At 62.7% G+C, this 18,377-nt stretch carries 14 protein-coding genes; 4 read left to right on the forward strand and 10 right to left on the reverse strand.

Annotation, left to right across the window (positions count from 1 at the left end; all coding sequences use genetic code 11):
* Positions 1-56 precede the first annotated feature (56 nt).
* The 5 genes from ACQY7R_RS17620 to ACQY7R_RS17640 all read right to left on the reverse strand — a co-directional run bounded on the left by ACQY7R_RS17620 (position 57) and on the right by ACQY7R_RS17640 (position 5,225).
* Positions 57-1,076 (reverse strand): beta-ketoacyl-ACP synthase III, encoded by a 1,020-nt coding sequence (locus tag ACQY7R_RS17620; RefSeq protein ID WP_428306881.1) that lies wholly within the window; start codon positions 1,074-1,076, stop codon positions 57-59.
* Between the two features lie 145 nt (positions 1,077-1,221).
* A complete protein-coding gene (locus tag ACQY7R_RS17625) occupies positions 1,222-1,905 on the reverse strand; it encodes a hypothetical protein (RefSeq protein WP_428306882.1) in 684 nt (227 codons plus the stop codon).
* A gap of 235 nt (positions 1,906-2,140) precedes the next feature.
* Positions 2,141-2,686, reverse strand: a complete 546-nt coding sequence (pyrE, locus tag ACQY7R_RS17630) for an orotate phosphoribosyltransferase (RefSeq protein WP_428306883.1) — start codon at positions 2,684-2,686, stop codon at positions 2,141-2,143.
* A gap of 99 nt (positions 2,687-2,785) precedes the next feature.
* The gene (locus tag ACQY7R_RS17635; protein WP_428306884.1) at positions 2,786-4,237 is read right to left on the reverse strand and encodes a LysM peptidoglycan-binding domain-containing protein; all 1,452 of its coding nucleotides are present in this window, start codon (positions 4,235-4,237) and stop codon (positions 2,786-2,788) included.
* A gap of 328 nt (positions 4,238-4,565) precedes the next feature.
* Positions 4,566-5,225, reverse strand: a complete 660-nt coding sequence (locus ACQY7R_RS17640; protein ID WP_428306885.1) for an endonuclease III domain-containing protein — start codon at positions 5,223-5,225, stop codon at positions 4,566-4,568.
* 283 nt (positions 5,226-5,508) lie between these two features.
* Here ACQY7R_RS17640 and ACQY7R_RS17645 point away from each other — a divergent pair, with 283 nt between their 5' ends.
* The gene (locus tag ACQY7R_RS17645; RefSeq protein WP_428306886.1) at positions 5,509-6,051 is read left to right on the forward strand and encodes a DUF2617 family protein; all 543 of its coding nucleotides are present in this window, start codon (positions 5,509-5,511) and stop codon (positions 6,049-6,051) included.
* Positions 6,052-6,270: 219 nt separating this feature from the next.
* Here ACQY7R_RS17645 and ACQY7R_RS17650 read toward each other — a convergent pair whose 3' ends face one another.
* From ACQY7R_RS17650 to glyA, 4 genes are all read right to left on the reverse strand, one after another.
* The gene (locus tag ACQY7R_RS17650; protein ID WP_428306887.1) at positions 6,271-7,107 is read right to left on the reverse strand and encodes an alpha/beta fold hydrolase; all 837 of its coding nucleotides are present in this window, start codon (positions 7,105-7,107) and stop codon (positions 6,271-6,273) included.
* Between the two features lie 145 nt (positions 7,108-7,252).
* Entirely contained in the window at positions 7,253-9,040 is a 1,788-nt protein-coding gene (locus tag ACQY7R_RS17655) for a hypothetical protein (RefSeq protein ID WP_428306888.1), read from the reverse strand.
* 192 nt (positions 9,041-9,232) lie between these two features.
* The gene (locus ACQY7R_RS17660; RefSeq protein WP_428306889.1) at positions 9,233-9,682 is read right to left on the reverse strand and encodes a response regulator; all 450 of its coding nucleotides are present in this window, start codon (positions 9,680-9,682) and stop codon (positions 9,233-9,235) included.
* Between the two features lie 211 nt (positions 9,683-9,893).
* Entirely contained in the window at positions 9,894-11,168 is a 1,275-nt protein-coding gene (gene glyA / locus ACQY7R_RS17665) for a serine hydroxymethyltransferase (protein ID WP_428306890.1), read from the reverse strand.
* Positions 11,169-11,741: 573 nt separating this feature from the next.
* Between glyA and ACQY7R_RS17670 the strand changes: the two genes are divergently transcribed.
* Positions 11,742-14,582 (forward strand): DUF1854 domain-containing protein, encoded by a 2,841-nt coding sequence (locus ACQY7R_RS17670; RefSeq protein ID WP_428306891.1) that lies wholly within the window; start codon positions 11,742-11,744, stop codon positions 14,580-14,582.
* Between the two features lie 235 nt (positions 14,583-14,817).
* Here the strand turns inward: ACQY7R_RS17670 and ACQY7R_RS17675 are convergent, their stop codons facing one another.
* Complete coding sequence (locus tag ACQY7R_RS17675) at positions 14,818-16,116, reverse strand: hypothetical protein (RefSeq protein WP_428306892.1); 1,299 nt, start codon at positions 16,114-16,116, stop codon at positions 14,818-14,820.
* Between the two features lie 362 nt (positions 16,117-16,478).
* Between ACQY7R_RS17675 and ACQY7R_RS17680 the strand changes: the two genes are divergently transcribed.
* On the forward strand, positions 16,479-17,168 hold the full coding sequence (locus ACQY7R_RS17680) for a metal-dependent hydrolase (RefSeq protein WP_428306893.1): 690 nt from the start codon (positions 16,479-16,481) through the stop codon (positions 17,166-17,168).
* Positions 17,169-17,294: 126 nt separating this feature from the next.
* A complete protein-coding gene (locus ACQY7R_RS17685; RefSeq protein ID WP_428306894.1) occupies positions 17,295-18,230 on the forward strand; it encodes a DUF6263 family protein in 936 nt (311 codons plus the stop codon).
* The last annotated feature ends 147 nt before the right edge of the window (positions 18,231-18,377 follow it).

Raw genomic sequence — 18,377 nt, forward strand, 5'->3', positions numbered from 1 at the left:
AGAGATTTGTGATGGGTCGCTCCGGCGGGTCGTTGACCCGCGGCTACCGTTTCGCATTACCAGCGCCAAGCGATGGTGCCCCAGGCGAGGCCGGCGCCGAAGCCTGACATGATCAGGTGGTCGCCGCGGCGAATGCCGCCGGCGCGCACGGTTTCGTCGAGGGCGATCGGAATGCTGGCCGCGGAGGTGTTGCCGTAGCGATCCATGTGCATGACGACCCGTTCGCGTTCGATGCCGAGGGCTTCGATCGCGGCGTCGAGGATGCGGACGTTGGCTTGATGGAACAACCAGCAATCAATTTGTTCGGTGCTGAGGCCAGCGGCGTCGAGGACTTGCCGCGTCGTATCTTCCACGAGCCGGACGGCCCACTTGAACACGGGGCGGCCATCCATCTTGAGGTACCACGAATTCGGCTCAGTCGTCGTGAGGCTAAACGGCGTTTCCGCGCCGCCGCCGGGACGATGGAGTAGCTCCATCCCCGAACCATCGGCGCCAATCGTGTAGGCGAGCGCCCCTTGCTCGGGACTGCCGGCCGACAGCAGCACGGCGCCGGCGCCATCGCCGAAGAGCGGATACGTTTTGAGGTCGGTCGGATCGACCATCCGCGAGTTCGCATCAACGCCGATCACCAGCGCCCTCTTACTGCAGCCGGTGGCGATGAACTGCATCGCGGTGGTGAGCGCGTAGGTGAAACCCGCGCAAGCGGCGTTGAGGTCGACGGCGCCGCAGTTCAACCCAAGCCGCGTCTGCACCTTCGTGGCTACGGCAGGCAACAGGCGATCAGGCGTCATCGTGCCGACGATCAGCAGGTCGACTTCCGCGCGATCGATCTTCGCCGCTTCGAGGCAACGTTCAGCGGCGGCGACCGCCATATCGCTGGTCGCGAGGCCCATCGGCAAGTGCCGGCGTTCGCGAATGCCGGTCCGCTGGACGATCCATTCGGGATCGCAGCCGAGCGACGAGAGATCGGCGTTCGTCACAACGTTGTCGGGAACGTAGCTGCCGGTGCCGAGAATCTGCACCCCCGACAGAGTCCGGACGGGCGCTCCGCCGACCGCCGAAAAACCGTCGCTCATTACTGGAAACCTTGGGGGCGAAAGAGGTTGGGTCAACTGGGTGATTGAGGCGAATCTTAGCAGCCTACGCCTTTGACTGGAGGGCCGCAAGGGCGAGCTGGGGCGGCCCGCAACGAGGCTTCAGTTTGAACCGCCAAGGGCACGCTCAGGCCGCTTTCTTGCTGGCGTAGGAGTAGAGAATCGCGTTCCCCTCCTTGCCGACAATTTCGACAGCTCCCATCTGCCGCAGGCAGTAGGCGATCCGCTGGGCCGTGAACCGCGGCGTCTTCAGCCTCTCGGCCAAATGGGCCGTGTGGAATTGTTTCGGCATTCGCTTCGGCAGCAGCCGCTTGAGGTCGGCCGTGGTGGCGAACGTTTGCGAATCGACGATTTGCAGCAAGCGCTGGTCTTCGATTTGGAAATCACGCTCCGAGCTCCGCCGGCGACGCCGTTTGCCGCGACCAGGGAAGCGGCGCTCTTCGACGTCGACGAGCACCACTTCGAGCGTCAGCCGCTCGTGCGGGAAGACGCGGGTGAAGTAGACGAGCTCTTCAAATACGTCGAGCAGCTTGCCCCGTTTGGGACTGCGTCGTCGGCTCAATTCGGCGCCGCCGCGTTCGTCGAGTTTCACCAGCAGCTTGTTGGCGACGATCGGCTTGACGATCCGCACCTTGTGCTTGGCGAGCAGCTTGCGAATCTTGTCGCGAATCGCTGCGAGCGAGCCGTGCTGAATCTCGATGAACTCGTCACCCCGCACGGCGTCGATGCGGTACTTACCATGGACGACCTCGCAGCAACCATCGTCGCCGGCGTAGATCGCTTTCAGCTGACGGTGAAGGGAAGTTTCCATGGTAGCCGCCGGTCAACGACCGGCCGGAGCGGGCATACGAAGAACTAACAACAAAGCCACGAAGGGCACGACAACGCACAAAGAACTGGAATGAGTCGGAAGCGCTCTCCTACTCTATCGATAGCGAATGCCAAATCGGCTCGAGCTGCCATGCGTTCCTTCGTGACGCTTTGTGCTCTTGGAGTCTTGGTGGTAAATCTCTCTATCAACGCTCCGGCGGCTCGTTGAGCCGCGGCTACTGGTTGATGCCGAAGTCTTTGATCGTCAGCAATGTAGTAAGTTCGTAACCTTTGGCGGCAAACGCTTCGCGGCCTCCTTCGAGGCGATCGACGATCGCGAAGACGCGCTTCACCTTCAGGCCAGCCGCTTCGCAGCGTTCGATCGCGAGCAGCGACGAGCCGCCGGTGGTCACCACGTCTTCAACGATGACGAGTTCTTCGCCCGCGGCGTAGGGGCCTTCAACATACTTGCCGGTGCCGTGTTGCTTCGGTTCTTTGCGAACCATCACGCCGCGGAGTTGCTTGCCTTGCACGCCAGCGAGGGTGAGGATCGCAGCGGTGATCGGGTCGGCGCCGATCGCCATGCCGCCGACGAGTTGCGGCAGCTTGTCGCCGAGCAGTTCCAGCATCCCGGCGCCGATCAGCTTCGCCCCGCGCGAGTCGAGCGTCACCTTGCGGCAATCGAGGTAGAAGGTCGCCTTCTTCCCCGAGGCGAGCGTGAAGTCGCCGAACTGCAGAGCGGTTTCTTTGACGAGGGCAATAAGCGCTTGTTTGTCGTACATGGTCGGACGCGTTCCCGGCGGGCTAGCTAATGAAAACTGGCAAACGCCGGGGTATACCACGAAGTTCCGTCCCCTGGCCAGGGGCTCGCCGGCAGGCGACTACCGCCGCACGGTAATCGTCGACTGCACAGAAAGAATGTCGTACACGTCCTTCACGTCGCCCGACTTCAACCGAATGACGCGAGCCGCGGGGGGCGCCGACACGGGGTCGGGGCTGCCGGGGCCGCGGAGCAGCGCCGGCTGAGCGGTCGGGTTAGCGGCGTTCGAAAGGAGCAAGCCGCGATCTTCCGTCGCGCCCGCGGGCTGACCGTAGATGCCGCCGGCGACGGGGGTGATCAGCTTCTGATCGACTTTCCAGGTTCCCTCTTCGATCGAGGTCGCCGGATCGAGTTCAATATTGAACCGGCCAGCGTACCGACGATCAAGCATCAACGTCATGCGGCGTTTGCCAAGGTCGATCACGGCAGAGAACGGTCCTTGCAGCACCTTCAGCTCCTGGCCAACTTGCACGGCCTTCGGATCGCTGATGCGGTTAATGTTCGCGAGCAATTCCCACGGCACGTTGTACTTCTGCGCGATCGTCTCGAGCGTTTCGCCCGTGGCGACCACATGCTTCGGCGCTAGGCGGTGAGCCGGCGGGCCTTCGTAGATCACATCGCCGGCGAGTTGGCCGAGCAGCATGTCGACTTCTTGCGTTTCCTCAGGCGTGAGCGATGGATCGCCATACCATTCCGAAAGCTTGAGCAGCGCTTGAGCGAGTTCGCCGCGATCAAGGTCGCCCTGCACGGCAACGCGGGCTGAGGCGTACATCGAACCCTTGCTCGCGTCGGTCGGCGTGATCGGTTCGGTTGCTGCGACCGGCGCCTCGGCGACCGGCGGCACATCAGCCACTGGAGTCGAGCCCGCCACCGGTGTTTCGAGCGGCGGCGCGACGGCGCTCGCATCGGGAGTGACGGCGTAAGGATTCGAGGAAGGCGCGGGTGGAGCCGCCGCGCTGCTCTCCGCGGCGGGGGCGCTTGCGGAAGGCGCTGCGTTACCGGTGCTCGGCGTGTTCACAAACGGCACCGCGGCTGCAGCGGCCGCGGCGGCGACGACAGGAGCGGCGTCCTTCGCCGTCGAGTTCGATTCAGGCAGCGGCGGCATGTCGGGAATTTGCGATGCATCAGCCGAACGCGCGACCGGCGACGACTCAGCCGTCGCCCCCTTGTCGGCAGGGGCTGCGGCGGTCGGATCAAACTTCGGCGCCTCGGCGGCGTCGGTCTTGCTCGAAAGGATCGGCTCCGGCTTCCACGCGGGGGCGGAGTCGCCAGCCGGCGCTGCAGGCGCCGCAGCCATCGCGTCGAATGGCGGCGCGTCGAGCTTCGGCGTCTCCGCCAGCCCGCCTACACCAGGGACGGCGGCAGCGCCATCGCCGCCGATTTCTAATTGGCCGGTTGTCCATTCGCCAACGCCCTCCGGAATGACCGGTTCGGTTTCGTTGATCTTCATGTACAGCACGACGCCGACGACGGCCAGCAATGTAATCGTGGCCAGTGGGCGAAGGGAACTCACGGCGGATCCTCCGAGCGAACGAACAACGAACCAAGCGAAGCACGCGACTGCACCCATAGCGCAGCCTGCGGCGCGCGAGATAGTAAGTAATGTCGGCACAGGGTGCCACGTCACTTTGGCGGCGCTGCTAGCACGGCTAGTAGCCGCCGGTCAACGACCGGCCGGAGCGGTGATTCAAAGGACGAACCACCAAGACGCGAAGAGTACGACGACGCACTAAGATCACTATCGCTGAGCCTGCTCGCGGCGCGTCCCTTCGAGATTCTTTGAGTCTTGGTGGTGAATCTTTCCATCACCGCTCCGGCGGCTCGTTGAGCCGCGGCTACTGCTAGCAGACTGGCCCGCTCGCGGGGAGCAACTCGCGCAGCGGGCATGCTTCGCACTTCGGGGTTCGCTTGCACCAGTGATGGCCGACGTTGACGATCAGCGCGTGAAGCTCGTTGTACGTCTGCGCATCGGCCGGGACGCCACGGGCGACTTCGGCTTGTAGCTGGTGATAGTTGGCCCGCGGCTCGATCCAACCATGCCGCGTCCAGATGCGGTGCGTGTAGGCGTCGACGACCAGCGCCGCATGGTCGAGCGCATAGTTAAGAATCGAGTCGGCCGTCTCGGGGCCCACGCCATGAATTGCGAGCAGATCTCGCCGCATGACATCGATCGGCACAGCTCGCATCGCGTCGATTGAACCTGCAAAACGCTCGACGACAAACGCGAGCAGATGCCGCAGCCGCTTGGCTTTTAGCCGGTAATACCCGGCCGGGCGAATCAGCTCGGCAAGTTCTTCTTCGCCGACCACGGCCAGACGCAGCGGCGCCAAAAGATCGGCGGCTCGCAAATTGTCGAGCGCGCGTTCCACATTCTTCCACGCCGTATTTTGCACAAGCATCGCGCCAATCATCACTTCGAACGGCGTCTCGGCCGGCCACCAATGCTGCGGGCCGAGTTCTCGTGCAAGGATGCGGAAGATATTTGCACTGTCGCTGGGCATTGAAGGGTTCGCCGCGGCGCGGATGCTAGCACTGTCGCGCGGCGATCGCGCGCAGGTGTTCGGAATCTGTCAAGCTGAATGTGCGAAACAAACTTTGTGAATGAAATCCTCGTTTGTTCGCTTTCGCCGCTCCAAGTATAATCGGGGCTGACGAGTCGTTGTGCGACGCGAATTGTGCGAACGCCGCAGCGACTCGTCGACGACTCCCCCAACCGCGAGACATGTGACGCCGATCTCCGCTAGCACGGCGCGTCGACGTCAGACTTTATAAGAAGACTCATCTGTGATTTCCGTTCGCCCGAAGCTCGCCGAACTGGTTTATCAGCTGTACGGTCGCTCGCTCCATCCGGAGTTGTTCGACATCCAGCAGTCGCGCACCGTCGAACGGGGCGACTACAAGGCGACAGTCCAAATCACCACCGCCGGTCACGTCGTCACTTGGCAGCATCGCGGGCTCACGCTCACCGAAGTCGCCGCCGGCGCCCACCACCCGTTGCCGCAACGTCGGCGGTTGATGTCCTACCGCATTAAGGGCGAGCGGACCGACCGCATCGAGATCCGCCCGGGACTCACTTACGAAATGAGCTTCTCGCTCGAACCGGCCGACCACGAAAAGTTCGCCGCGTACCAACGCGAGCTCACCCTTGCCGGCACCCGCCAAGGCATGCTGCAACGCTTCCAACCAAGCGGCCGCTTTGAAACGGGCGCCCTCAGCTACGTGAACATCGAATCGCGTGACAAGATGCTTTGCGTGCAGGCGTTCCACACCTTCCCCGACGACTCGGCCGTGCTGAAGATCCAGTCGTGGTACCGCCTGGGCGGCTGAAAGCCGTCCCAGCAGCCGCCGGTCAACGACCGGCCGGAGCGGTGATTCGAGAGACGAACCAGCAAGGCACAAAGAGCACGACGACGCACTAAGAGCGTTGATGTCGAGCTGCTTGCGGCGAATTCCCTCAGTGATTCTTCGTGCTCATGGAGCCTTCGTGGTGAATCTTCTCATCACCGCTCCGGCGGCTCGTTGAGCCGCGGCTACCAGCGAGTACGGCTACAGCCCGTAGCATTGCCGCGCGAATGCGGCGATCGTGGCGGTGACTGCCGCGGGGTTCTCCATCGGCGTCATGTGGCCGGCGTGTTCGATCTCGACGATTCGCACGTCGTCGTCGCCCGACTTTGCTAGCAGTTGGGCAAACTCGTGCATCTCGGCCGGCGGGCTGATGACGTCTTCGACGCCGACAATGCAGAGCGAGTCGGCGGTGATCGCGTCGAGCTTGCCGCGGACGTCTTCGCGTCGAGCCATGCCGCGCTGAGCGGCAGCAACCGTCTCGGCCGATTGCCGTTCGATCATCGCTCGTAGCGCGACCTCCACTTCCGGCCGCTGCTCCCGCGTCTCGGCGCCGAGCAACCGCGGAATCATCACAAGCGCCGGCGACGAATTGCCCGCTTGCATCGCCGCCTCGGCCATCTTGAACCGCGCCGCCCGCGGCTCCTCGGCGTCGGCCGCCGCGCGAGTGTCGCAAGGAATCAGCCCGCGAATCCGCTCGGGCCAGCGCAACACCGCCTGCCAACCGATGTAGCCGCCCATCGACAGGCCTGCCAGCACGACCGGTTCGCTGATCTGCAGCCAATCGAGCAGCGCGATCACGTCGGCCGCATAACGTTCCATGCCGACGCCGTTCTCGGCGTCGCCGTCGGCTAAGTGCGAGTCGCCGAAGCCTCGCAAGTCGGGAGCAATGACGCGGAACTGCGACTGCAGCGCATCGATCTGAGCATTCCACATCGTGTGATCGAGCGGAAAGCCATGGAGCAGCACAATCGGCGGCCCAGAACCAACGTCCTCACAAGCCAGCCGCACGCCTTCGACATTGAACAATCGCTGTGCCATGTTCGCTTCCTAACTGGCTTTCAAAGCAACGCGAATCGGCGCGAATGAGCAATGCAGCTTAACGATCATTCTGCATTCATCCTGTAAATCTGCGCGATCCTGTTATCCTGTCAAAAACTTATTAGCGTTTGGAGTCGAGAGAGAATTACTTCTTCGCCTGCTCAAACTCCGCCAACTGCCGCCGCATGATTTGATACTGCGGCGCCAACTCCACGGCCTTTTGTTGCGACTTGATGGCGTTCTCGACGTCGCCGGCGGAGAAGTAACAGCGCCCCAACGTGTCGAGGTAGCTCGGTTCGTCCGGCGACAGTTCCAGGGAACGGAGCGAATGTCGTACTGCTTTCTGATAATCGTCGGCGGTCTGTTGGGTATTGCTGACGAGCCAGGCCCATTGGTTGTACTTCGACGGATCTTCCGGCATCCGCTCGATCTCGTTGAGATAGAGATCACTCATCTTCGTGATGCGGTCTCGTACCTGCTGCTTGTAAGCGTCGTCCACGTTCGGTAGACGCGACATGGCGATGAGCAGATCGGGGTCGCCATCAGATTTTTCGTACGCCTTCTCCAGCGTCTCCCGCTCCGAATCGTACTCGCCGCGAGCGTGCTGATAATTCGCAAGGTACAAGAGCTGCCGGCCTTCGAGCGCGTTAAGATAGCCTTGCCCGTCAATTTGCTGCAGCAGCGTTTTTCGCGCGGCTCGATTTTCCTTCGCTTGGATCGCGGTGAAGAACTCCGCTAGCACGTCCGACGCCGCTTTATATTCCTGGCGATCGTGCAGCCACGTCGCTAGTTCGCGTCGCGCGTACAGTGATTCGAAGTCGGTCGCCGGCAGCGCGTCGATCGCCGCGCGGTAGTCGCGCATCGCCCATTCGACCGAGCCAAGAGCGGCCAAACGCTCGGCGATCACCAGCCGTTCGAACTCACTGTCGGCCTTCATCTCGAACGCGCGATCGGCGAGCTTGTTCGCTTCAGGGAGGTTCCCCGCCTTCGCGAGCGTGGCGGCGTAGTAGTACAGGAGCGTTCGATCGCCATGGATCTTGCCGCGGTACTTCTCGTAGACTTGGGTTAGTGAATCCCAACTTTCGTGTTCGGCAAGCCATTCGAGGGCATGCACCAAGCTCGCATTGAATTGGCGCCGATCGCCTTCGCCTCCCATGAAATCGACGATCGCCAGCAGGGCGTTCGTCGTTTCGTCGGTGAGCTTCAGTTCGTCGCAGATATCAAGCCGGCGCTGCAGCAGCGCATAGACCGTATAGTAGTCCGTGTCGAGCGATTCTTCCTTCAGCAGTTCCCGCTCGGCATCGATCGCTTTGTTCCAATCCGCCAGCGTCGCCTGGCGGTCTTGCGCTTCCCGCATCCAGATCGCGATCCATTCGGTCGCAGGACGATCGATGGTTTGCAGTTCCTTCCGACAAGCTTCGACGACGGCCTGTCGGTCCTCGGCAGTCAGCTTGACGTCGAGCAGCGCGATCGCAGCTTTGCGTGAAATCTTCGGCACATGATCGAGGCGAGCAATGCGGCAGAGCGCCGGCAGCCCCTGCCCTTTCGGCAATTCCGCGAGGATGCGGATGCGACTCTCTTTCTCATCCGCCGAAAGATCCCCGAATCTCGACAACGCGCGGCGAACTTCTTGCGAATCTTGCGGCTGAATCCATTCGACCCGCATGCTCTGCAGAATGTATTTCGCCCGCTCGGCGATTTCGAGATCGTCGTGCTGCTCGGCTAGCTTCAGCTGATCGTGGATAGCGGGGCCGAGCCGCATCAGCTCTTCTTCAGCGCGACGGCGTTGCGAATATTGCTCGGAGCCGAGTTGCTTGATGAGTTCGTCGACCGATTGCTGCGGCGCCTTCGCGACGGCATCCGGAGCCGGCTCTTGGGCGACGACGCTCGACGCGGGGAGAAGCAAAGCGAGGGTTAGAAAACAGCGTTTCATCGCACCTCCGGACAGTTCAATCGGGGTGCCACTGGCGTGTCGCCAGTGGGAAGCTGGCACACGGTCTCCATCAGTTCCAGGTAGCAGGCGGCCCCATCCTCAGGCTGTTTGCAAGTCGTCCGGCAGCCACGCCGTTTCAAGACTTCCCACTGGCGACACGCCAGTGGCACCCAAACTCATTTTACCGGACGCCTAGCGTTCCGCTTCCATTTGTTCGATGTAGCGGCGAAGACGTTCCAACTCATCCGTCACATTCCGCAGCTTCAACATTTGCTCCACGCGCTTCACCAGCGACACTTTGTCGACCGGCTTCGACAGAAAGTCGTCCGTCCCGGCGTCGACCGCCCGCTCCATGTCGCCGTGCTCGTTGAGCGCGGTGACCATGAGGATCATAATGCCGCTGGTCGCCGGATCGCCCTTGAGCTTCTGGCAGACCTCGAAGCCGCTGAGCTTCGGCATCATCACGTCGAGCAGAATGAGATGCGGCTTGAAGGAAGCCGCCTTCTCCATCGTGTCTTGCCCATCGACGGCGACGGCAATCTCTACGTCGAGCTCGCTGTCGGCCAGATAGGCCTCCAGCAATTCGACGTTCGCCTCGTTGTCATCGGCGATCAGCACGCGGTCGCGGGTGGTGTCTGACATCTTGCCTTCGCTGCGGTGCTCGATTGGGGGATGGACAGGATAACAGGATTTCGCAGATCGACAGGATTCTGAAAATTACTCACCGCGAATCACACGAATCGACGCGAATGAGAATGCATTTCACCTAGCCTTGCATTCATCCTGTAGATCCGCGCGATCCTGTCATCCTGTCATCCTGTCAAAAAATAAAAGGACGCTCAATTCAGTGAGATCAAACAGCCGACGTCGCATCGGCAAACTGATCCGCCACGGTCGGCGCCGGGAAGTTGGCGCCCAACTCGCGAACCTGCTCGCGGATGCCGGCATGCACCTTCGCATCGTCGGCGGCGCGGAGGGCTTCCAGCATCCAACCGCCGATGGTGCGCATCTCGTCGACGCCCATTCCGCGTGTGGTGAGCGCCGGCGTGCCGACGCGGATGCCGCTCGGGTCCATCGGCTTGCGTTGGTCGTACGGAATCATGTTCTTGTTGACCGTGATGCCGGCGGCGTCGAGGGCGTGCTCGGCTTGCTTGCCGCCGATCCCCAGCGGAGTGACGTCGACGAGCATCAGGTGGTTGTCGGTGCCGCCGCTCACGAGCCGCAGACCGCCCGCCGTCAGCACTTCGGCCAGGGCCTTGGCGTTCGCCATCACCTGCTTGATGTAGGTCTTGTACTCGGGCTGCAGCGCTTCGCCGAAGCAGACCGCCTTGCCGGCGATGACGTGCATCAACGGGCCGCCTTGGATGCCGGGGAAGACGCGGCTGTTGATCGTCTTGCCGTACTCTTCCTTGCTGAGGCATAAGCCGCCACGCGGACCGCGAAGCGTCTTATGCGTCGTCGTGGTCACAAAGTCGGCGACCGGCACCGGATTGTCGTGCAGCCCCGCGGCGACAAGGCCGGCGTAGTGGGCCATGTCGACCATCAGCTTGGCGCCAACCTCGCGGGCGATCTCGGCGAACTTGCCGTGCGGAATCTCGCGGGGGTACGCGCTGGCGCCGGCGACGATCAGCTTTGGCTTGTGCTCGCGGGCGAGCTTGGCAATCTGGTCGAAGTCGAGCCGATGGTCGTTCTCGCGGACGCCGTAGCTGACGAAGTTGTAAAGCATGCCCGAAATGTTCAGCCGCATGCCGTGGGTGAGGTGGCCGCCGTGGGCGAGGTCGAGGCCCAGCACCGTGTCGCCCGGCTCGAGGGCGGCGAGGTAGATCGCCGTGTTAGCCTGCGAACCGCTGTGGGGCTGCACGTTGGCGAACTCGGCGCCGAACAGCTTCTTCGCCCGGTCGATGGCGACGTTCTCGACGACGTCGACGTACTCGCAGCCGCCGTAGTAACGCTTGCCGGGGTAACCCTCGGCGTACTTGTTGGTGAGCACGCTGCCAGCAGCCGCCATCACGGCGGGGCTGGTGTAGTTCTCGCTAGCGATCATCTCCAGGCCATCTTGCTGGCGCTGGATTTCATCGGCGACGGCGGACCAAACTTCGGGATCAGCGGCGGCGAGGGGATTGCTCATCAACGGGGGCTCTTTGGGGGCTGAAGCGACGTGTCGAGTTGGGGGCAAAATTGTTGTGCGGCGCGGGTCCCCGGTTTGAAGAACCGGGGGCTAAGCAGTGAGCGCGATAGCAGGCGATAGGCGTGGCATCGCAACTGATTATCGCAACTCCATTTAGACGCAGCATTGTCATTGTCAGAGCACTGGCGGAGGGTGTCAATCGTCGCGAATCGCGCACCCGGCGCAAGCGCCAGCGTTCGTGGGCGCGGCCCGCCAAGAATGGTCGGCGCGGGGCGAACTTCTATAATCCTATGTTCCCGCTCAGTTTTGGCAGCGGGGCCTCTGCGTACCGCCCTCCGGCGGCCCCCGGCGACTTTCCTGTGATGCCCACCCTCCCGCCGACTTACTGGCCGCCGATTTGACGCCTTCCTCTGTGGGAGGCGTCTCCGACGCCGATTCCGCTCGCCACCACAAGCGGTGGTGGTTCTGCAACGCCGCTTCGGGGTCGGAGACCCCTCCCACACTGTGAGATAGCACTTCCCCCGCACGGGTTCATCTTGCACGTTTCACCCGGAGACGATTATTACGACCGCTATGCTTCACGAAGAACTGCCGCTCGCCGTCAAGAAGGAACTCGACGTTCAGGGACTCAACGGGGTCCCGGTGCTGCTGTCGACCAGCACCGATCTTTCCCTCTCGGGGAAGCCGCGGCGGCATTGGATCGTCGCCACCCACGCGAACGTAGCGGCTGTCTCGGAGCAAGCTGAAGGAGCGGCCACCCAGTCATCGCCCCGCGTCGAAAGCTACGTCCCCGTCGCCGACGTGCAGGAGTTCCGCACCCAGGGCGCCGTCGGCTCCGGCTTCTTGCAAGCGTACGTCGATGACCACTGGGTCGACCTGGCCCGCTATTCAAACGCCGAGGCCGATCGGTTTCACCGCGTCGCCCGTAGCCTCGAAGAACTGCGCACCACCGGCGCCATCGAGATCCACGAAGGCGAGACGCTGCAGAAAACCCACTGCGAGAAGTGCGACCAGCGACTGCCAACGCCGGGCGAGGCCTGCCCCCGCTGCTTGCCGCGGACAGCGATCATCGGCCGGCTCGGACAAATGCTGTGGCCCTATCGCGCCACGGCAGCAATCATGTGCGGCCTGATGCTGGTGGCTGTCGCCGCCGAACTCGCTCCGCCGAAGCTTCAGCAATACCTCGTCGACGACATTCTTAAAGGCGGCCAGCAAGCGCTCGATCCGCAATCGCTGCTGACGGCGCTCTTCGCAGTCGTCTCGGCGCTTGCCATTGCGCGTATCGTGCTGAGCGTCGTCAATTTCGCCAAAGGCCGGCTCGCCACCCGCGTCGGCGTCGCGCTCACCTTCGACCTGCGGGCGAAGCTCGTCGAAAAACTCCACACGCTCGGCCTCGGCTACTACGACCGCCATCAGGTCGGCTCGATCACCAGCCGCGTCGCTTACGACAGCGAAGTGATCCAGAGCTTACTGCAGCAAATCACCGGTGGCTTTCTGCTGCAGATCGTCCAAGTGACCGCCGTCGGCGTGATGCTGTTCACGCTCAACCCGAAGCTGGCCGTCTACACGCTCATCCCGGCGCCGCTGGTGATCGCCGGCAGCTGGTTCTTCTGGAAACGCGTCCATCCGAAGCACTACCGATATTGGGATAGCAGCAGCAAGCAGGCCGGCATGCTGACCGGCATGCTGTCCGGCATCCGCGTCGTAAAAGCGTTCGCACAGGAAGATCGCGAGTACGACCGCTTCAACCGCATTAGCGATTACCTGCGGACCTCGCGCATTCGCGTCGACTACTCGACCGCCGCCTTCTCGGCGACGATGCAGCTGATCTTCAGCCTCGGCGGCCTCATCGTCTGGTACGTTGGCGGCCGCGACGTGCTCGCCGGCAAGATGACGCTCGGTTCGCTCATGGCGTTCCTCGCGTACCTCGCGATGTTCTACACGCCGCTGGCGACGCTGTCGCAGTTCACCACGTGGCTCACGAACTTCCTCACTGGCTGCCAACGGGTGTTCGAACTCCTCGACACGCCGGTGGAATCGAACGATCCTGCTGAACCAGTTGACCTACCGGAAGTGCAAGGCCGCATCGAGTTCGACAAGGTGACCTTCGGCTACGAACGCCATCAGCCGGTGCTGCGGGACGTGAACTTCGCCATCGAGCCGGGAGAAACGATCGGCATCGTCGGCAAGAGCGGCAGCGGCAAGACGACGCTCGTGAACCTGCTCTGCCGGTTTTACGATGTCAACGAAGGGCGCGTCCTCGTCGACGGGGTCGACGTGCGGCAACTGGCGGCCCACCAACTTCGCCGGCAAGTCGGCGTCGTGCTGCAAGAGCCGTTCATGTTCCGCGGCACGATCTGGGACAACCTCGTGTATGGCCTGCCGACGAGCAGTCAGGAACAAGCGATCGCCGCGGCGAAGGCGGCCCAGTCGCACGAATTTATCCTCAACTCGCCGCTGGGGTACGACACCTGGCTCGGCGAGCGGGGCGCCGGCCTCTCCGGCGGCGAGCGACAACGCCTCTCGATCGCGCGGGCGATTTTGTACGATCCGCCGATCTTGGTGCTCGACGAAGCGACCAGCAGTGTCGACGCTGAGAGCGAACAGGCGATCCAGCAGGCGCTCAAAGCGCTCACCCGCGGACGGACGACGATCGCAATCGCCCACCGGCTGTCGACGCTGCGTGATGCGCACCGCATCTTAGTGTTCGATCGCGGCCGCTTAGTGGAACAAGGAAGCCACGAGCAGCTCATTGCCGAGAATGGCCGCTACGCGAAGCTGGTGCGGCTCCAGTCGCAGACTTCGCCAAAGGCTTCGATCGACGATCTGCTTGAGAAGGCCGATGACGGCAGCGTCGACGATGCAAAGGCAACCGCCGAGCAAGACGCAGCGGCCGAAGCGAAGAAGTTTCTGCCGAAGTGGCTGCTACCAGGCGATGCCGAGATCTGTGCCGGCGCCCGCGACACGATGACGGTGGTGCTTGCTAATGACCACGTTCACCGCGGCGTGTTCGCGGTGAACTTGTTCCCCGCAACGAATCCCGAAGACTACATCAGCCTGCGCGTCTGGACCCGCGACGGCGAGCAACAAGAAGTCGGCATCCTCCGCAACCTGAAGGAATGGCCGGCGGAGGCCCAGCGGCTCGTCCGTTCGGCGCTCGATCGTCGTTACTTCTTGCAAACGATCGACGGCGTCGACGCCATCAACCTCGAACTCGGCCACCTCCACTGCGACGTCCGCACCCCGCATGGCCCGCGGCGATTCACGATGCGGTGGAGCCAAAGCCAGGTACAAGACTTCGGCGAACGCGGCAAGATGCTGCTCGACCTCGACGACAACCGCTTCCTGGTGCCCGACGTGCAAACGCTGCCGCCGAAGGAGCGGGAGTTGTTTCAGCGGTATGTTTATTGGTAGGCGGCGGGCTACCGGCTCGTTTCTAAGCCGCGGAGCGGCGTAATCTCTTAGCCGTAGGCGTCAGCCCACGGTAATGAGACTCGCTAAGCAACCCAAGCCGCGCAGCGGCGGCACCAGCATCTATGAGTAGGGAACATGTCGCCGCTGCGCGGCTATCTGCGTAATTTCGCGCGTGACCGTGGGCTTACGCCCACGGCTAAGGCATGACGCCGCTTCGCGGCTAGGAGCTATTCGCTCATTGCGGAGCGATACCCACCTCCACGCTCCCCACATTGTCCGCCAGCTTCGCCGGCGAGTCATTCACGCGAAGGCAAAGCACGCCGTCGCTCTTCGGGCGAATGATCGCCGCGCTGCCGATCAGCAGCGGCTTGGCGAACGACGGATCGCCCTCACTCGGCTTCGCGCTCGCGATGGCGCCAAGCAAGACGCCTAGCGGCATGCCGTCGTGATACTCGATCGTCACGCCGTTCGGTTCGCAGGGCCACGGTTCACCGTCGTTGGCGATTTGGAACTGACCCTTCGCGGCGATGCGGTACGACTTGCCTGCTTCGAGCTTCCAGCCGGTCGCCTGCCAGCCGCGGTCGGCGGCGATGGAAACTTCCGTCGCGCCGCGCTTGTTGGCGGGTTGCAACGCGATCGCCATTCGTTCGAAGTCGTAGCCGTAGTCGAGCTGAGCGACAAACGCCGCCCACTGCTGGTTAAGCAGCCGCCACTTAGCGCCATACGCTGCTCGAAACTTGTCGTTGAACGCCGGATCGGCAACGACGCCTTTCAACGACCTAAACTCCTCGCGAAACGCCGGCGTCCCATCGAGCATCGCCGCCAGCGCCCAGGTCCACGCGTAATGCTCGGTATCAAGCTGGCGGCGATTGTCGACTTCGATCACTGCTTCAATCGGCCAAGGCTTCTCAGCCTTCACGGCATCGCGAACGATCTTCACGCGCCCCCACATCGGCACGTCCTCTTTTGACGCCGGCATCACGCCGAGTTCCAGCTGACCGTCCCTCCAGCGATGCGTGCCGAGGAGTTCCGCCATTCCTTCCATATACCACCCTGCCCCGGCGCCGCCGAGTTGCGTCTGCATGAAGGCGTGCGTTCCCTCGTGCAGCAGCAGGTGCCGGCGATAGTAGTCGCTCGGCTGCTCGACGAGCCAGAACTCGTAGTTGCGGTTGTAGCCGTTGGCGAAGTCTCGATTCTCCTCAGGCAGCAGCCCGAGCGCCGCAAACTTCTCGCGATCGCTGATGAGGAAGCCGGCGAACTTGCCGCGTACGGAACGCTCGTCGAGTTCAAAATATTTCGCCCACAGCGGAATCGCCGCGTCGAACACCGCGGGCAGCTCGTCGACGGCGGGGCTCGACGGCAAATCGGTGAACAGGCGAATGTGCTGGCCGGTCAGTTCGCGGATCCCAGCAGCCGCGGCTCGCTGGGCGTCGACCTCGCGCGGCGGCGGGGCGTTCGCGGCAAGCACTGTCGGCGCGTCGCCCCACCCGATCGCGCCACACGCGATCGCTACGATGAGCGAACAATTTGCCAACAATCGCAACCGCTGCATCAAAACCCCAGATGAACCCGAATGAAAACGTCTCATGCCGCAGGAACCATTACCAGGGCGATAGCCCGCGTTTGGCAATTCGGGTGCCACTGGCGCGTCGCCAGTGAGAACTGGGTACACGCCCCCATCAACTCAAGCAACAAGCGACCCTAATTTTCTGGCTACTTACAAACCGACTAGTAGGGCTACCGTGGCGACAGTTCCCACTGGCGACACGCCAGTGGCACCCATTCAATGATCATTCCGCACAACGCCACGATTAGCCCCCACGCTTGCCTCCATTGTACCCACCGGGGTACAAGTGCAGGCAGCACGTCCACCGTCACTTGCCCGCGAGAATCCGCATGTCCGTTACAATCACCTGGCTCGGCCACTCCTGCTTCGCCCTCGAGGCCGAAGGCCAACGCCTGTTGATCGACCCCTTCCTGAACGACAACTCCGCCGCCCCCATCAAGGCCGCCCAAGCCGAGGCCGATTTCATCCTCCTCACCCACGGCCATTTCGACCACGTGGCCGACGCCCCGGCGATCGCCAAGCGCACCGGCGCCATGGTGCTGGCGAACTTTGAAGTCTGCGAGTGGCTCAAACGCGAAGGCGTCTCTGAAGACAAAGTCATCCCGATGAATCCCGGCGGCAGCGTCAAGCCGCCGTTCGGCCGCGTGAAGTTCACCATCGCCCACCACAGTTCCAGCACGCCCGACGGCGCTTACGGCGGCGTCCCCGGCGGGTTGCTGATCGAGATCGCCGGCAAGCGGCTCTACTTCGCCGGCGATACGGCCCTGTTCCTCGACATGAAGCTGATCGGCCTCGGCGGGCTCGACCTCGCGGTGCTGCCGATCGGCGACCAGTTTACGATGGGCCCCGAGGACGCGGTCGAGGCGGTGAAGTTCTTGAACCCGAAAAAAGTCGCGCCCTGCCACTACAACACCTGGCCCCCGATCGCCCAAGACGCTGGCGCCTGGGCCGAGCTAGTTCGCCGCCAAACCGCGGCCGAGCCGGTCGTGGTCGAACCAGGCGGCAAGTTCGTGGTATGATTCAGGCGGCAAGAAGCCCCCTCCCGTCAAGGGAGGGGCTCGCCGGCAGCCTTCGCGTCGCTTTGATCTTTCTTCGACATATCTACTGCTGCTCTTAGAACAGCCGACCATACGGAACACAAAACCATGCCGTCGCTCATCGCCCCCACGGTTCGCGCCGCTTTCGCCACGCTCCTCCTCGCCTCGGCCACGCTCGCGCAGGCGGCCGATGCGATCGCTTGGAAGTTCTCGCCCGGTCTGGTGAACCGCTTCCAAATGAACCAGGAAACGAAAGTCACCAAGACGGGCGCCGGCGGCGACATGTCGGTCGACACGCTCCTCACGATCGACCTGTCGTGGGCGGTGAAGGAAGTGAACGCCGACGGCTCGGCTGTGCTCGAACAAAAGATCGATCGCATGCGGATGACGGTCACCACGAGCGACGGACTGAAGTCGGAGATCGACACCGCTTCGAAGGAACCCGCTCAAGGCCAGGCCGCGATGGCGGCGCCGCTGCTCAAGGCGATCACCGGCAACGTCTTCGTCATCACCATGACCCCGCGCGGCGAAGTGACCAACGTCGTGGTTCCCGATGCGGTCACCGAAGCCTTGAAGAACCAACCCGGCGCTCCGCAAATGGGCGAACTCGCCAGTGCCGAAGGGTTCAAGAAATTGGTCGGCCAGGCGTCCTTCGTACTACCCGAGGGGCTGACAGTGGGCAAAGAGTGGACGAGCACCACGGAATCGAAGCTGCCGGTCGTTGGCACGCAGAAGGCCGTGACGACTTACAAGTACGAAGGCCCGACCGTCCAAGACGACACGAAGCTTGAAAAGTTCACGGCGAAGGTCGAGATCAGCTTCTCCGGCGGCGAAGTGACGGTGGAAGTGCCGAGCCAGGAATCAAACGGCGAGATTCTGTTCAACGCCGAAGCTGGCCGGCTTGAGCAATCGACCATCAAGCAAGTGACGAACCTGAAGATTTCAAATCTCAAAATTCCGGAGTTGAAAGACGCCGCGGGCCAGACTGTCGAGCAAAAGATCGAACAAACGATCGGCGTGAAGTGGGTGCCGAACGTCAAGTAATCGCCCGAAGTAACCGCCGGTCAACGACCGGCCGGAGCGGTTATCGAAGGGGGAATGCTGAATGTGTAATGGGGTGAGGTCACGAACGCCTCCCTCAACGCCCCATTCAGCATTCCCCATTCGCCATTATTTGGTTCCGCTCCGGCG

The sequence above is a fragment of the Lacipirellula sp. genome, assembly GCF_965279485.1.
Classification (GTDB): Bacteria; Planctomycetota; Planctomycetia; order Pirellulales; family Lacipirellulaceae; genus Lacipirellula.

Coding starts and splice junctions, on each gene's coding strand:
- ACQY7R_RS17625 (WP_428306882.1), bottom strand. CDS start 1,905: ATGGAAACTTCCCTTCACCGTCAGCTGAAAGCGATCTACGCCGGCGAC.
- ACQY7R_RS17650 (WP_428306887.1), bottom strand. CDS start 7,107: ATGGCACAGCGATTGTTCAATGTCGAAGGCGTGCGGCTGGCTTGTGAG.
- ACQY7R_RS17685 (WP_428306894.1), top strand. CDS start 17,295: ATGCCGTCGCTCATCGCCCCCACGGTTCGCGCCGCTTTCGCCACGCTC.
- ACQY7R_RS17620 (WP_428306881.1), bottom strand. CDS start 1,076: ATGAGCGACGGTTTTTCGGCGGTCGGCGGAGCGCCCGTCCGGACTCTG.
- glyA (WP_428306890.1), bottom strand. CDS start 11,168: ATGAGCAATCCCCTCGCCGCCGCTGATCCCGAAGTTTGGTCCGCCGTC.
- ACQY7R_RS17680 (WP_428306893.1), top strand. CDS start 16,479: ATGTCCGTTACAATCACCTGGCTCGGCCACTCCTGCTTCGCCCTCGAG.
- ACQY7R_RS17640 (WP_428306885.1), bottom strand. CDS start 5,225: ATGCCCAGCGACAGTGCAAATATCTTCCGCATCCTTGCACGAGAACTC.
- ACQY7R_RS17655 (WP_428306888.1), bottom strand. CDS start 9,040: ATGAAACGCTGTTTTCTAACCCTCGCTTTGCTTCTCCCCGCGTCGAGC.
- ACQY7R_RS17660 (WP_428306889.1), bottom strand. CDS start 9,682: ATGTCAGACACCACCCGCGACCGCGTGCTGATCGCCGATGACAACGAG.
- ACQY7R_RS17670 (WP_428306891.1), top strand. CDS start 11,742: ATGCTTCACGAAGAACTGCCGCTCGCCGTCAAGAAGGAACTCGACGTT.
- pyrE (WP_428306883.1), bottom strand. CDS start 2,686: ATGTACGACAAACAAGCGCTTATTGCCCTCGTCAAAGAAACCGCTCTG.